The following is a 14,593-nucleotide window of genomic DNA, read 5'->3' as shown; positions in this document are numbered from 1 at the left end:
TTTAAGGCCAAAAAGAAGGGATGGCCAGAAAACGCGGGATTTGCCACATTATTTGCCATGAGCGTTGCAGCGGAACCAATCTGGGCCGTGAAACCTGAGAAGGTGGAGGCGGTGGTGAAGCGGCTGGTCGAAGTGGGACATCCACGCAAGGTTTTTCTTTTTGGCTCGTATGTCCGTGGCCAGACGCACCGAGACAGTGACCTGGACGTGTTGGTGGTCGCCGACGACACGATTGAGAATACCCGCAAGGAGAGCGCGCGATTGCGCAGAGCCGTCGATGACATTCGCATGTCCATGGACATCGTGGTGGTGCGGGAAAGCATGTTCGAGGCGTTGAAGGACAAGATCGGTTTGATTTACCGCGAAGCGGTGCGTCACGGGCGGCTCGTTTATGACGCGGCAGCGGCAGCATGAGCAACGGCGACGCGCCAGAATGGGTTCGGCATGCCGAAGCGGACCTGCGCTATGCGCAACTGGGACGGACGGAGCCGGGCATTCTCTTGAACCTGGTCGCGTTCCATGCGCAGCAGGCCATCGAAAAGGCTTTGAAAGCGCTGCTGGTCGCCGACCAGGTGGACTTTCCGAGGACACACGACCTCGGCGAACTTCTCGCCTTGCTCGGACAAGCCGGGCGCCGCTGCCCCGCGGGGCTGGAACAAGTCGAAGAACTCACGCCGTTGGCGGTGCAAACGCGCTATCCCGGTTTCGACGACCCGCTCGAGGAATCCGAAGTGGACGAGGCTATCCGGTTGGCGAACGAGACGCTGGCATGGGTGAAGGGCGAGTTGGGTTCGACATGATTCAGAAGTCTCAAGATTCGCGTTCATTCCCGTCCATTCGCGGTTAAGAATCCCGGTCTCATGGCCGTCACCAATCACGAACGAGTCGGCAAGGCGCTCGAAATGCTGACCGCCGGGCTGCGCCCATTTGTCGAGCGCGAACTGAAAAGCACCTACCAGCAGGGCTGGTTCGAGGAAACGCGCCGCGCAATGGGAAGCAGCCAGCTTCAGTTGCTCGGCAACGCGGACGCGCCGCAGTGGGATTTCGCCGCGCTGCTTGCGGCCCTGTGGGGCCAGTGGGAACCGGTCTTCCGCAAAACTCTCGGCCACGCCGAACGCTCGCTCATCAGTGAGTTGCGAACTGTCCGCAACCATTGGGCGCACCAGCGGCCATTCAGCACGGACGACGCCTACCGCGCGCTCGACACCACCAGCCGGTTGCTGACAGCCGTCTCCGCGCCGGAAGCCGGCGAAGTCGAGAAGCTCAAGCTCGAATTATTGCGGGTCCGGTTCGACGAACAGGTTCGCTCCGAGAAGCGCAAAGCCGCCGCAACGGCCGTTGAAAGCGCGGGCGTCGCCGGACTCAAGCCGTGGCGCGAAGTCGTCACGCCGCACAAGGACGTGGCGAGCGGCAAGTATCAGCAGGCCTAGTTCGCGGCGGATTTGTGGCAGGTCCACACCGGCGAAGGCTCGGACGAGTATCGCAATCCCACCGAGTTCTTTCGCCGCACGTTTCTGACGCAGGGCCTGCGCGACCTCCTTTCCGGCGCATTGCTCCGGCTCTCCGGCCAGGGCGGCGACCCGGTCATCGAACTGCAAACGAATTTCGGCGGCGGCAAGACACACTCGATGCTGGCGCTGTATCACCTGTTCTGCGGGATGCCCGCCGCCGAATTGCCCGGCCTGGAGCCGGTCTTCCAGAAGGCGGGCGTCAACACCATCCCCAAGGGGAAGCGCGTCGTCATCGTCGGCAACAAGATTTCACCCGGCTCGCCCAGCCGCAAGCCGGACGGGACGGTCATCAAAACACTGTGGGGCGAACTCGCGTGGCAGCTTGGCGGCAAGGAAGGCTGCGCGATGGTGAAGGACGACGACGAGCGCGCGACCAGCCCCGGCGACACGCTGCGGCTGCTGTTCAACAAGTATGCGCCGTGCCTCATCCTGATTGACGAATGGGTTGCCTACGCGCGCCAGTTGCACGACGCCCCCGACCTGCCAGGCGGCAGTTTTGAAACGCACTTCACCTTCGCGCAGACGTTGAGCGAAGCGGCCAAGGCGGCGAAGAACACGCTGCTCGTCGTGAGCATCCCGGCCAGCGAAGGCGGCGGCGTCAGTCCGCACGGCCTGCCTGCGCCACGAAGCGAAGCGGCGCGGCAGGCAGGCAGCGAAATCGCCGACGTGGAAGTGGGCGGCGAGCGCGGACGCCATGCGTTGGAACGGCTCAAGAACGCGATTGGCCGCGTGGAATCGTCGTGGCGTCCCGCCAGCGCCGACGAAGGATTTGAGATTGTGCGCCGCCGGTTGTTCGAGCCGCTGGCCGGTGATTCGCACGTTGCGCGCGACCTGACCGCGAAGGCGTTCATGGAGCTTTACCGGACGCAAAGCTCGGAATTCCCGCCGGAGTGTCGCGAGGCGGATTACGAACGGCGACTCAAGCTCGCCTACCCGATTCATCCCGAAATGTTCGAGCGGCTTTACCAGGATTGGTCGAGCCTCGTGAAATTCCAGCGCACGCGCGGCGTGTTGCGGCTCATGGCGGCGGTGATTCATTCGCTGTGGGAAAAGCAGGACCGCAATCCGCTCATCCTGCCGGCCAACATCCCGATTGACGACCCGCGCGTGCAGTTCGAGTTGACGCGCTACCTGCCGGACAACTGGGTGCCCGTCATCGAAAAGGACGTGGACGGGCCGAACGCGCTGCCGCTCCGCATCGACGGCGAGAAGCCGAACCTTGGCCGCTACTCGGCGAGCCGTCGCGTGGCGCGGGCGGTGTATCTCGGATCCGCGCCGACCTCGAAGGCCGCGAATCGCGGCTTGGAAGACCGGCGCATCAAGCTCGGTTGTGTCCAGCCCGGCGAAGCGCCCGCGCTTTTCGGCGACGCGCTCCGCCACTTGAGCCAGCAGGCGACGCACCTTTACGTGGACAGTGCGCGCTACTGGTATTCGACGCAGCCCACGGTCACGAAGCTCGCCGAAGACCGCGCCGAGCAGCTCAAGTCCGACCCGGACGCGGCGGCGGAGGAAATCAAGAAGCGCATCGCGCAGGACGCGAAACAGCGGGGCGACTTCAGCCGCGTGCATCCGTTCCCGCCCACCAACGCGGACGTGCCGGACGACCCGGATGCGCGGCTGGTGATTCTCGGCGTCGAATACCCGCACGTCAAAGACCAGGAAAGCCCCGCTCTCGGCGCGGCCAAGGCCATGCTCGAAAGCCGGGGCAACAGTCCGCGCCTCTACAAGAACGCCCTCGTCTTCCTCGCCTGCGACAAGACCCGCCTGACCGACCTTGACCAGGCCGTCCGCTACTTCCTCGCGTGGAATTCCATCGTCGAGGAATCTGAGGGCGACGAGCCGAGCCTGAACCTCGACGCGCACCAACGCCGCCAAGCGAAGACGCAGCGCGACAACGCCAACACCACGGTCAACGCCCGCATCCCGGAGTGTTACCAGTGGCTTCTCCTGCCGATGCAGTTAAAGCCGCAGGAGTCGGTGACGTGGCAGGCGTTCCGATTGCAGGGGCAGGAGGCGCTTGCCGTGCGCGCCAGCCGCAAGCTGAAGAACGACGAACTGCTCGTGTCAAAGCTCGCCGCGACGCGGCTGCGCCTTGAACTCGATAACGTGCCTCTCTGGCGCGGCGACTGCGTTGCCGTCAAACAACTGGCCGAAGACTTCGCGCGCTATCTCTATCTGCCCCGGTTGCGAAACAGCAAGGTGCTGGTGGAAGCCGTGCAGGACGGCGTTGCGCTGCTCAGTTGGCAACAGGACTCATTCGCCTACGCCGACAGTTTCGATGAGGTTGCCACCCGCTTTCGCGGTCTGCGCTTCGGCCAGCACGTCACGGCTTCCGAGGACGGCCCCACAGGCTTACTCGTCAAACCGGACGCCGCGCAAAAACAATTTCAAGCCGAGCAAGCCGCGACCGCGACCGCCATCGGCGGCACACAGGTCGTCAGCCCAACCGGAATTCCCGGTGAGTCAGCCGTCGGCCAACCGACCGTTACAACTACGCCACCGCCCGCGAAGCCGAAACGCTTCTACGGCTCCGTCGAGTTGAACCCGCAGCGTGTCGGTCGTGACGCCGGCAAGATTGCCGAAGAAATCGTCCAGCATCTCGCCCTGCAACCCGGCGCGATGGTGAAAGTGACGCTCGAAATCCAAGCCCAGATGCCCGAAGGCGCGCCCGACAACATAGTCCGCACCGTCACCGAAAACGCGCGCACGCTGAAATTTACCGCACAGGAATTCGAGCCAGAGTGACTTGCAGTGCGGACGGAGCCAGCCTACTCGATAAGACGCAACCGGGAGTCGATTCGAGTTCGTGAAATACGGCAAGGTGCCTGGCCGGCGGTTTGCGATTGCCTGGCCGGGAGCGGTCACGCAATCTCCCGCCGAAGGAGGGTATTCCTGTCGAGGCCGTGAGTCGCGCATGGACGCATCCCCGTGCCGGGAGCATCGATGGCCGGCACCCCCGCGATACCCCCGGTTCAGCACGTTGCGATTTGGGGAAGGATTCCCGTTGGGGCGTTGAGGAATTCGAGCGGACGCGCTGGGCGGCCAGTCGAAGCCTGATCGTACGCGACGGGACGAGTTCTGCTACGACACCCCGCTTTCGCTCACAGTTGGCTTGAGAGCGCGGATCTCTGCGGGATGGCAGTTCGGCCACCCGCCAGCAGACTTTCGGCAGACTGGGCTTGGTTACTTTATGGTTACATTGCGTGCATCGTTTTGGACAAGTCGGCAAAAGACTGCAAAAGCACGAAAGCGCACCGGAAGAAAGCTGGCGATATCGAGAGAGACCGCGTGCAATAAGGATGCAATCGCTGTTTCTCCCTGTGATAAAGGTGGTGGTAGGAGCTGGATTCGAACCAGCGTAGGCGTAAGCCAGCAGATTTACAGTCTGCCCCCGTTGGCCACTTGGGTATCCTACCGACATCCGAGGATGGAACTTCCCGAAAAAGCAAATCCCGTCTTTCTAAGGACGGGAAATGGCGTTCGTTCCGGAACGTCCCAAACCTGCTGCAATACACCAGCAGTGGGACATATTTTGCAAGGGTCAAAACCCGCGGCAAGATTATTCGTCAAAGCCTGGAGACGGACGTCTGAACGAACGCCAGACTCGAGCTCGTTGATTTCTTCAAGAAACAACAAGAGCAGCAAGCGGACGGCACGCCGTTTCCCCTCTTCTCCGAAGCCGTGGAGCGGTTCAAGGAAGACGTCGCGAATGACGCTTCCCTCAAGGAACGGAGCAAGCACTACCGGACGATCTGCATTCGGAAAATTGATCTCACTTGGCCGGAACTCTGGGAGAAGCGCATCAACGAGATTTCGACGGAAGAGTGTAAGAAGTGGGCGGCCAATCTCCGCGCGGAAATCGCTGGCCAGTATTTCAACAATACCGTGGACACGCTCCGGCTCATTCTGGATGCCGCGATTGAGAATCACCGGAAGTCAGTGGGAGAAAGTACTCCAAATTCCGCGCGAGATGTGAAAGCGTGCGAAGCGGTCGGGATTCCACCGCTGCGCCATCACGATCTGCGGCATCTCTTCGCCACGCGCTGCATTGAAGCCGGCGTGGACATTCCCACCGTCGCGCGGTGGCTCGGCCACAAAGACGGCGGCGCGCTCGCCATGCGCACCTACGGGCATCTGCGCAACGAACACAGTCAGGCGATGGCGCAGAAGGTGAAGTTCTGAATCGTGGTGGAATGGCGTTGTTTCTCGAAATCTCCATTCCCCCCGCATGGCGACGGCAAAGCACAAGCGCTACGCGTACGTTGACGAGTCCGGTCAGGACACGAAAGGAGAGTTGTTTCTCGTGGCCGTGGTGGTTACCGAGTCCGAACGGGATGCGCTCAGGCGGCGGCTTGGTGAGATCGAGCGGGAGAGCGGGAAGTGCGAACGGAAGTGGACGAAGACCCCGCGAGACGAACGGTCCCGATACCCTGAGCGGATCATTTCCCTGCCTGACCTCGCGCGCCACCTCTACTTTTCTTCGTATCGCGGCGCACAGACCTACGTGGACCTTACGATTCTCTCCACGGCGAAAGCGCTCAACGCAGCCGCTCATGGCGTGTTTGAAGCCACGATCTTCGTGGACGGGTTGGGCAGAAAGGAGCGTCACCGCTTTGCCGCCGGCCTGCGCAAGCTGCGGATTACGGTCAGAAAAGTGCGCGGCGTGAGAGACGAATCAGACGAGTTCACCCGGCTCGCCGACGCCATCGCCGGCTTCGTCCGCGATGCGCTGGGAGGCGACGAAACCATGCGGGGGCTATTGGAATTGCTGCAAATCCAGTTTGGCCGGGTGGCGGCGCGGGCAATCGTGCGGAGAACCCCAGGGGCGCCGCCGATCGTCGCCCCCGGACCTAGACTGAGGGAGAATTGCCACCGACATTTCGGGCAGACTGGCTGGCCGGGTATGATACCTTGCCCACATTTCGGGCATTGATTTGGATTCATTTTTGGTTCCTTTACTGAGTTTTGAGTTGAGACGCAGTATTAGGGGTTGGGAATTGGAGACGTGAGGGGCACGGTTCCGGCTGCTGCCGCTGCCTGCGTTATGGATGCCGAGATTCGCGACGCGATGATTTGCAGTTGGTTCGGGTCGGGCGTATTAGAAATTGGGAATAGCCAACCTTGAGCAGCGTCGGACAATTCACGCAGTTGAGGCGTCTCCTCGCAAACGAGATAGAGCATTATCCCGCGTCGTTTGACATCCTCGCCAATTTGCCGTGCAGTTCTCCCGGATTGCGCTGGCTTCGTTTCTCCTCAGTCGCAGAGCCCTGGCTATGCTCCTTCGTCGTGCCTCGCCAGATCCCAAAGGCGACGCAACAAGGTGTATTCTATCCCACGGTCTGATCAGTAACGAGGGGAAACGATTCATTTTGTAAAATGGTTGAAGTCCGCTACAAAACTTCCTGTGCAACTGACATTCCACTCGTTCGGCCTGAAGCTCGCGCATCGCTGGACGATTTCAAGCGGGCTGGGGCCGGGCGGCAGCGGCGGCACCGATCTCTTTCCGGTTGTGTTTGTCGAACTGACGGACAGCCGCGGAGTCCGCGGCCTCGGTGAGGCCGCGCCTTCGACGCGCTACGAGCGCGGCGTCGAGGGCACACTCGAATTCTTGCGGCGTGTCGGTCCGAAAAAACTTTCGTTCGAGAACCCCCAGGCCAGCATGGAGGACCTCGAGGGCCCCGAAGGGAGACAATTCGCCGCAAAGGGCGCGTTGAACATCGCTCTTCTGGACGGCGCAGCGCGGCTGGCCGGTCGGCCGATATACGATCATCTTGGCCTCGGCTTCAAGGAAGGGAAGCACGTTACTTCGTTCAGCATCGGCATCGACAGCCCGGAGGCGATTCGGCACAAGGTTCGCGAAGCCGAGTGCTATCCTGTGCTGAAGCTCAAAGTGGGAAGCCCGCGGGACAAGGAAAACCTGGCGGCCTTGCGCGAGGTGGCGCCGAAGAAGGCGATTCGAGTCGATGCCAATGAAGCCTGGAAAACCAAAGAGGACGCGCTGAAAAACCTGGAATGGCTCGCCTCGGACGGCTTGATTCAGTTTGTGGAACAACCGATGCCCGCGACAACGGATGCCAAGGACTTGGCCTGGTTGAAGGCGCGCACGCCGCTGCCCATCATGGCGGATGAATCGTACCTTTCCACGGCGGATCTGCCTCGGTGCGCCGAAGGTTATCACGCGGTCAATGTGAAACTGATGAAGACCTGCGGGATCAGCGGCGCAGTTGAGGCGTTGAAAGCCGCGCGAGCCGCCGGGTTGAAGACCATGATCGGTTGCATGATCGAATCGAGCGTCCTGATCACCGCCGCGGCGCATCTCGCGGAACTGACGGATTATCTCGATATCGACGGAAATCTCCTCATAACAAACGACCCGTTCCTGGGAGCCACGGCGGAGAATGGAATCATTTCCTTCGCCAATGCGCCGGAAGCCCTCGGCTTGCGAGTGCGGCCCCGGAGCGGGAGCTTGCCATGAACCGTAGGTAGGTAGCACAGGCAACTTGCCTGTGCCGTCCGGCTACCAGCCGGACGGAACGGTCGCGGATCAGTCCCGGACAGATCGCCAGGAATTTACCCGCGACCTTTCACGCGGCAGGTTGCCGCGCGAGGCGGGCTGGTAGCCCGCTCCACCCAGCCGGCTCGCCGGGACGGACTCGCCCTACCAGGTTTCATTCAGTTTTGAGACAGGCCTGCGCGAATATGAATGCGGTGCAAAGTTTCGTGGCCTCGATCCTGCCCCGGAAATGGGCGGCGAGCCTGGAGGCTGAGTCGCGACTCTGGATGATGCAATGCCCCTGCGGCTTCGACCGGTCCGTCTGGGATTTGGGAGGAATTCGTTGGAAGGCCGCGGGCCGGCAAAAGCGTTTCCGATCCTGCCCGAAGTGCGGCCACAACACGTGGCACACCGTGTACCGCAGAAATGCCGGATGAAGATCTTTCCCGCCAAAATGACGGACGAACAAGCGATCAAACAGTTGCTGGCCGACTGCGACCTGCCGCTGGGCGACCTGACCTCCGACCACTTGCGCCACTTCTTCGTTTCCCGGGACGGCGAACGGTTGATCGGGGCCGCCGGTTTGGAGCTTTGCCACGAAGCCGCCTTGTTGCGTTCGGTCGCGGTGGCCGGCGAGTTTCGAAGCCAGGGTCTGGGCCGCCAATTGGTCGCGCGCGCCGAGGAACATGCGCGAAGCCACGGCGTAAATTCGCTCTGGCTGCTGACGACCGGCGTGGAACACTTCTTCACTCGCCTGGGTTACGAAGTCACGGACCGCGCCTTGGCCCCTAAAGCAATTCAAATCACAACCGAATTCACGAGCCTTTGCCCGTCGAGTTCGGTCTGTATGGTGAAGCGCCGCATATGAGCCCCTACCAAATCTCGACGGACCTCGCACGGATGAACCTCGATTTGATCCACGGTTTCCTTCGCTCGTCCTATTGGGCGAAAGATATCCAGCGCGACGTGGTGGAGAAATCCCTTCGACATTCGCTCTGCTTCGGGGCTTTTTGCAGCGACCGCCAAATCGGCTTCGCCCGCGTGATCACGGACCGCGCCACGTTTGCGTATCTCGCGGACGTTTTCGTGATTCCCGAACACCGCCGACGCGGCGTCGCGCAGATGCTCGTGAAGGCGATTCTTGACCACCCAGATCTGCAAGGATTGCGCAGGTTTCTGCTGGCGACCGACGACGCACACGGCCTCTATGCCCGGTTTGGATTTCAACCGCTCGCCCATCCCGAACACTACATGACCATTCATCATCCGCATCTCTACGGCGGCGGTCAGACAGCCCGCTCTCCTCTCGCGGCGGGTTGAGAGAGGGAACTTCGCCCCGCCCGCTAAAGAATTGATTTCCGGCTTGGCGTACCTAAGCTGGCTGTAATTCCTATGAAAACCACTAATCAATTCGATCTTTCTCGCCGCAACTTTCTGCAAACTTGTCTGGGGATGAGCGCCTCATTGGGCACACTCGCCAGTCTTTGCCGTGTGCCGCTTGGGGCTGTCGAACCGTTCAAGCGCTCAGGCCCGCCGCGATTTCTCCTCAGTCTGGCCGCCTACTCCTTCCGTGATTCCTTCGTCGAAGGGAACAAGCAGCCGCCGGCGGACCCAGCCAAACGGATCGACATGTTCCAGTTCGTGGACTATTGCGCGGACCACGGCTGCCATGGCGCGGAGGTGACGAGCTATTATTTTCCGAAGGACGCCACGACGGAGTATCTTTTGAAACTGCGGCGGCATGCCTTCGTGCGCGGCATGGAGATCAGCGGCACCGCCGTCGGAAATACCTTCACCGATCCCAAAGGCGAAAAGCGCGACGCCGAGATTGCTTCCGTCAAGAAATGGATCGACCGCGCGCAAATTCTGGGCGCGCCTCACATCCGGGTGTTTGCCGGCAACGCCTCGCGCGCGGGCAAAGACGAGGCGAAGAAACTGTGCATTGAGGCGCTCGAAGAATGCGGCGATTACGCGGCCCAGAAGGGCATCTTCCTAGGCATCGAAAACCACGGCGGCATCGTCGCCGAACCGGACGACCTGCTGGACATCATCCGAACGGTGAAAAATCCATGGATCGGCGTGAACCTGGACACCGGGAATTTTCATACGGCTGATCCCTACGGCGCTATTGCCAGGTGCGCTCCTTATGCCGTCAATGTGCAGTTCAAAGTGGAAGTGCGTCCGGCTGGCCAGTCGAGGCAGGAAGCGGATCTGGCCCGGATCATGAAGATTCTCCGGGACGCGAACTACCAGGGTTACCTCGCGCTCGAATACGAGTCGTCCGATCCATGGAACGAGGTCCCCAAGTGGCTCAAGCGGATGAAGGGAATGATCTGATCACCTCCCAAAAGTAATGAGTTGTACGTAACCGCTGGCGTGTGATAAACTTTTTTATTCCCTGAAACTGACGGTGAAATGGCAGAAGCGAAAGGCAACGATCTGTGAACGACAACCAAGCGACGTCTTGATGATGTCTGGCAGGGCCAAACGAATTGAAGCGCAGGAATGCCGAGGCGTTCCACCGAAGTGGTGTGCCCACGCGGGCTCCGGAGGCGGTGTGCCTCTAAACAGCCGCCGTGAAACCGCGGGTTGGTATCTCGACGAGATAGGAAGAGGTGTTTGTTCTTTATTGAAATGGCATGGGCCGGGACTGAAACGAGTCCCGGCCCTTTCAATTTCCGCGGTTGTGATTTAACAGCAGAATGCCTCGCCGCCAATTGAGGAAGTCCGGGTGCAATTCCCAGCAACCGCACCAATGATTCACCGGTCGCGCGCCCGCTTGCGCGACGGAGTCTCCGAAACTCCGCTTGCTTGAAGCAGCACCGAGGCGGCCTGCCAATTCAATTTCATGGGGCCGTGGCTGAAAAGTGAAGCGCCTGGCTCGCAAGCAGTGTTAAGCGGGAGCGTTACCCGCCGGACTCCATATTTCACTGCGGGGAACTCGACTAAAGTACAGAGCGAAGTCTCATAAACTTCGTCAACCCAGGTCCGTTTTTTCAGCAGAGGAAAGGACGAGCCGGCCCGGTGAAACATGCCAAATCTTTTAACGAATCTGGCGCGCCCGCCGCGATTCGAACGCGGGACCCTCTGCTTAGAAGGCAGATGCTCTATCCAACTGAGCTACGGGCGCACTATGCTTTCTAATAACAACTTACAGATTAACCGATGAAGGCGAATTTGACATTTCTATACTTGTCTTCTTTAGAGAGACATTAAACACACAAACGGCCAAGAACCGAGGCCCTTTGGCAGAAGACCAAGTTCGGAAATCTCGTTCGCAACAGTTCATCCGGGACATATTTTGCTCGCTTCCGGCTTAACGGCAAGCTGATTTGGCGAGGCCTCGAAACTGACGTTCTTACGACCGCTGCTCAGCGGTTACCGGACAAGATCAGGGAAGTCAAAGAGGAGCAGGAGTTGCTGACCTCAGGCAGCGATCCGCGAATCACATTCGAGACGGCCGCGAAAATCTATGGCCACTTGCGCGACCAGCATTCGAGTGAAATGGCCCAAAAGGTGACGTTCAAGAGAAGTGCAGAACACGAAGTCAAAGCCGCATAATCGAACCCACGCCTAATCGACTCCAGATCGTCACTCGTCGCTGTTTGCCTGTTCAATGCTTTCGATGAAACTCTGCGACTTCTGCGCGAGAGCTTGGTAGCGCCGCGGGCGTTCCTTCAACCACTCGACCGAAAGTGGTTGGCGAAGGCACGTTGCGGAGCAACCGGCGGCCTTCTCTCCAAGTCCCAACTTCGTGGAACGTGTAGTCGCTGCTCGTGGACTTCACGAACCACGTTCCGTCCGGACTGAAGGCAGAGCGCAGTCTGCGGGCGAGGTCCTGCGGCGGCAATTCCAAGACCAGCCGCATCTCTTGCCAATCCCACACGCCCTTTCCGACCGCGACGAACCGGCCGTCCCGGCTGAGCGTCGAGTACATGAATCCCGGCCCGGGCAAGCTGGCCAGGGTCCGCCCCGCTGGCCGCTCAGTCGAGCAGATCGCGCCTGGGCCAGGTAGGCGCTCCAGATCTGATCTTGAGCGGATTGGGAGGCTCGTCGGGCTTCGTCCGCGTTCCAGTTGGCGCGGAGCGCAGCGTAAAGAGCGAGAACCGCGAGGACGATGACGATCAAAAGAATCAACGAGCCGACGGTCGTGGTGCGGAACAACTCGCGTCGAATGACTTCACGTTGTTGTTGCAGATCCGAACCGCCAGGAAGGGGCGCGCCGACCAAGCAGCGATTTTAGCGCCAGCTTTCTGGAACGCCAGTGCGCAAGTGACGCAGAGCAATGGGAGCCCCTCAGTAAGGGGATACGGCCAATGAAATAATCTTCTTTCCTCCAGCGGGCTTATCGCGTTTATTCCCCCCCGCAAAACGTTCGACGCAGCTTGTCACGAGATTATGAAAGTGGTTTTAGCCTATTCGGGCGGCCTGGATACTTCGGTGATCCTCTCCTGGATCCAGGAGAAATATGACGCCGAGATTATCGCTTTTTGCGCCAACATCGGCCAGGGCGAGGAGCTCAAAGGATTGGACAAAAAAGCGGCGAAAACCGGCGCTGCCAAAATCTATATCGAGGATCTCCAGGAGGAATTCGCGTGCGATTTCATTTTTCCGATGATCCGGGCCGGCGCGGTGTACGAGAACCAGTATTTCCTCGGCACGAGCATCGCGCGCCCGCTCATCGCCAAGCGCATGGTGGAAATTGCCCGCGCGGAGAAAGCGGAGTGTATCGCCCACGGCGCCACCGGCAAGGGCAACGACCAGGTTCGATTCGAGCTTACCGCCGCTTCTCTGGCGCCGGAACTCAAAGTCATCGCGCCGTGGCGCGACGCCACGTTCCGCGAACAGTTTCCGGGCCGGGCCGAAATGATCCGGTATTGCGAAGAGAAAAAAATCCCCGTCCAGGCGACGGCCAAGAAGCCGTATTCGATGGATCGGAACCTTCTCCATATTTCCTACGAGGCCGGCATCCTCGAAGACCCCTGGCTGGACGCCTCGACGCCGGAGCACAAGGAAATGTACCGGCTGAGTGTTTCCCCCGAAGACGCGCCGGACAAAGCCGAGCACGTCACGCTGGATTTCGAGCGCGGGAATTGCGTGGCCGTGAATGGCAAGCCGCTCGATCCGCTCGGCGTGATGAAGACGCTGAATCGGTTGGGCGGCAAGCACGGCATCGGACGCGTCGATCTGGTGGAAAACCGTTACGTGGGGATGAAGTCGCGGGGGGTTTACGAGACGCCCGGCGGCGCGATTCTTCACTTCGCGCACCGGCAGATGGAGAGCCTGACCATGGACCGCGAGGTGATGCATTTGCGGGATTCGCTGATTCCGAAGTATTCGGAGCTGGTTTATTACGGGTACTGGTTCTCGCCCGAACGTCTGGCGCTGCAGGCGCTGGTCAACGACAGCCAGAAGAACGTCACGGGCACAGTGCGGCTCAAGCTTTACAAGGGAAACCTCATTACCGCCGGGCGTAAATCGCCGGTGAGCCTTTACAATCCCAATATTGCCACGATGGAGGCGGACCCGACCAAGTCCTACAACCAGGACGACGCGACCGGGTTCATCCGCTTGAATGCGCTCCGATTGAAGGTGGCGGCCAAGCTGCAGGGGGCGAAAGAGGGCGAAGGCCGTTGACGCCGCGGAGGACGCTCCCAACGGTAGGGCGGAGCTGCCGCTCCGTATCTGTTGGCGTTGTCAGGGACGGATTCCACTCCGTCCCTGACTGATCCTTGAGGCGTCGCTTGAAGGGAGAGACGGACATGGAAAAACCAGGAGCCTCCGTTGGCCCATCGTCTCTTCCTGGACGGCGGTCTGCCTCAAGGCTCGATTGGGGACGGAGTGGAATCCGTCCCTGCCAACGCCAAACACTTACGCCGCTCCGCCTCGGCGTGTCAAAGGCCTGGGTCCTGACGAAGAAGATCGGCAGACCGGCAGGTCTGCCCTACCGATCTTGGCGCCAAAATAGGACTGGCACGGTGCCGCTGAATCGATAGGATGTGTGCAAGTTAGCCCCCCATTTATGAGCAGCGCGACCCGAATGGATCTCACGAGCCTTTTTCGCAGCCCGGAGTTCTATGTGCCGTTCCGGGCGGGCCAGGTCGTTTTCAAGGAGAACGATCCGGGGGACGCGATGTATGTGGTCATCGAAGGCGAGGTTGAACTCACCATCCGGGGCAATCCGATTCGAGCCTTTGGCCGGGGCGAAGTCGTTGGCGAAATGGCGCTCATTTCGGACAAACCGCGCGTGGGGACCGTGACGGCGCGCACGGATTGCAAGCTCGCTCCGATCAACAAAAAGCGTTTCCTGCTGCTCGTTCAGCAATCCCCGCAGTTCTCCCTGCACATGTTGGAGACCATGGCCGAGCGCATCCGATGGATGGATTCATTGATAACTCCGAATACTTCGGGACAGTGAAGCCGCCAGGTCGTGCCCCTAAGTGGTCCATTTCATAAATACGCTCACGTTCGCGGCAAGGGATTTTTCGGCCAGACGAGGCGCGAGCGACGAGCATATCCCGAAGTGGATCTGTAAGGAGCAAGCAACGAAGTCTGGCGAAAAAGAACTGCCGCCCTTCGGGTTGCGCCG

11 protein-coding genes, 2 tRNA genes and 1 pseudogene are annotated in these 14,593 nt (G+C 60.3%); 11 read left to right on the top strand and 3 right to left on the bottom strand.

Going from position 1 to position 14,593, the window contains the following annotated elements; all coding sequences use genetic code 11:
* The first annotated feature begins 57 nt into the window (after positions 1 to 57).
* The 3 genes and pseudogenes from FJ398_18415 (at position 58) to FJ398_18405 (ending at position 4,256) form a co-directional block, all read left to right on the top strand.
* Positions 58 to 414 carry a nucleotidyltransferase domain-containing protein gene (locus FJ398_18415; protein MBM3839901.1) on the top strand — a complete coding sequence of 119 codons (357 nt, stop codon included), beginning with the start codon at positions 58 to 60 and terminating at the stop codon, positions 412 to 414.
* Positions 411 to 800: a HEPN domain-containing protein gene (locus FJ398_18410; protein ID MBM3839900.1), complete on the top strand. Its 390-nt coding sequence runs from the start codon at positions 411 to 413 to the stop codon at positions 798 to 800. The genes FJ398_18415 and FJ398_18410 overlap by 4 nt, the downstream gene beginning before the upstream one ends.
* A gap of 60 nt (positions 801 to 860) precedes the next feature.
* Positions 861 to 4,256 (top strand): annotated as a pseudogene (locus FJ398_18405) (ATP-binding protein).
* A 585-nt stretch (positions 4,257 to 4,841) separates the two neighbouring features.
* Here the strand turns inward: FJ398_18405 and FJ398_18400 are convergent.
* Positions 4,842 to 4,927, bottom strand: a tRNA-Tyr gene (locus tag FJ398_18400).
* Between the two features lie 265 nt (positions 4,928 to 5,192).
* On the opposite strand from FJ398_18400, the gene FJ398_18395 reads away from it, so the two are divergent.
* From FJ398_18395 to FJ398_18370, 6 genes are all read left to right on the top strand, one after another.
* The gene (locus tag FJ398_18395) at positions 5,193 to 5,693 is read left to right on the top strand and encodes a hypothetical protein (protein ID MBM3839899.1); all 501 of its coding nucleotides are present in this window, start codon (positions 5,193 to 5,195) and stop codon (positions 5,691 to 5,693) included.
* Between the two features lie 46 nt (positions 5,694 to 5,739).
* Positions 5,740 to 6,444 (top strand): hypothetical protein, encoded by a 705-nt coding sequence (locus tag FJ398_18390; protein MBM3839898.1) that lies wholly within the window; start codon positions 5,740 to 5,742, stop codon positions 6,442 to 6,444.
* Between the two features lie 498 nt (positions 6,445 to 6,942).
* Complete coding sequence (locus FJ398_18385) at positions 6,943 to 7,986, top strand: dipeptide epimerase (GenBank protein ID MBM3839897.1); 1,044 nt, start codon at positions 6,943 to 6,945, stop codon at positions 7,984 to 7,986.
* Positions 7,987 to 8,299: 313 nt separating this feature from the next.
* Positions 8,300 to 8,872 carry a GNAT family N-acetyltransferase gene (locus FJ398_18380; GenBank protein ID MBM3839896.1) on the top strand — a complete coding sequence of 191 codons (573 nt, stop codon included), beginning with the start codon at positions 8,300 to 8,302 and terminating at the stop codon, positions 8,870 to 8,872.
* Positions 8,869 to 9,324 (top strand): GNAT family N-acetyltransferase, encoded by a 456-nt coding sequence (locus FJ398_18375; protein ID MBM3839895.1) that lies wholly within the window; start codon positions 8,869 to 8,871, stop codon positions 9,322 to 9,324. Before FJ398_18380 ends, FJ398_18375 begins: the two co-directional genes overlap by 4 nt.
* 72 nt (positions 9,325 to 9,396) lie before the next feature.
* Positions 9,397 to 10,341: a sugar phosphate isomerase/epimerase gene (locus tag FJ398_18370; protein MBM3839894.1), complete on the top strand. Its 945-nt coding sequence runs from the start codon at positions 9,397 to 9,399 to the stop codon at positions 10,339 to 10,341.
* A 716-nt stretch (positions 10,342 to 11,057) separates the two neighbouring features.
* Here FJ398_18370 and FJ398_18365 read toward each other — a convergent pair.
* Positions 11,058 to 11,134 (bottom strand) — tRNA-Arg (locus FJ398_18365).
* A gap of 483 nt (positions 11,135 to 11,617) precedes the next feature.
* Positions 11,618 to 11,941 carry a hypothetical protein gene (locus FJ398_18360; GenBank protein ID MBM3839893.1) on the bottom strand — a complete coding sequence of 108 codons (324 nt, stop codon included), beginning with the start codon at positions 11,939 to 11,941 and terminating at the stop codon, positions 11,618 to 11,620.
* 461 nt (positions 11,942 to 12,402) lie between these two features.
* On the opposite strand from FJ398_18360, the gene FJ398_18355 reads away from it, so the two are divergent.
* Both FJ398_18355 and FJ398_18350 read left to right on the top strand, forming a co-directional pair.
* The gene (locus tag FJ398_18355) at positions 12,403 to 13,641 is read left to right on the top strand and encodes an argininosuccinate synthase (protein MBM3839892.1); all 1,239 of its coding nucleotides are present in this window, start codon (positions 12,403 to 12,405) and stop codon (positions 13,639 to 13,641) included.
* 385 nt (positions 13,642 to 14,026) lie between these two features.
* Complete coding sequence (locus FJ398_18350) at positions 14,027 to 14,422, top strand: cyclic nucleotide-binding domain-containing protein (protein MBM3839891.1); 396 nt, start codon at positions 14,027 to 14,029, stop codon at positions 14,420 to 14,422.
* Positions 14,423 to 14,593: the final 171 nt, after the last annotated feature.

This window comes from Verrucomicrobiota bacterium, assembly GCA_016871535.1.
In the GTDB taxonomy this organism is placed as follows: Bacteria; Verrucomicrobiota; Verrucomicrobiia; order Limisphaerales; family SIBE01; genus VHCZ01.
The sequence above is the reverse complement of the archived record's forward strand: the minus strand, read 5'-3'. Positions and strand labels throughout refer to the sequence as shown.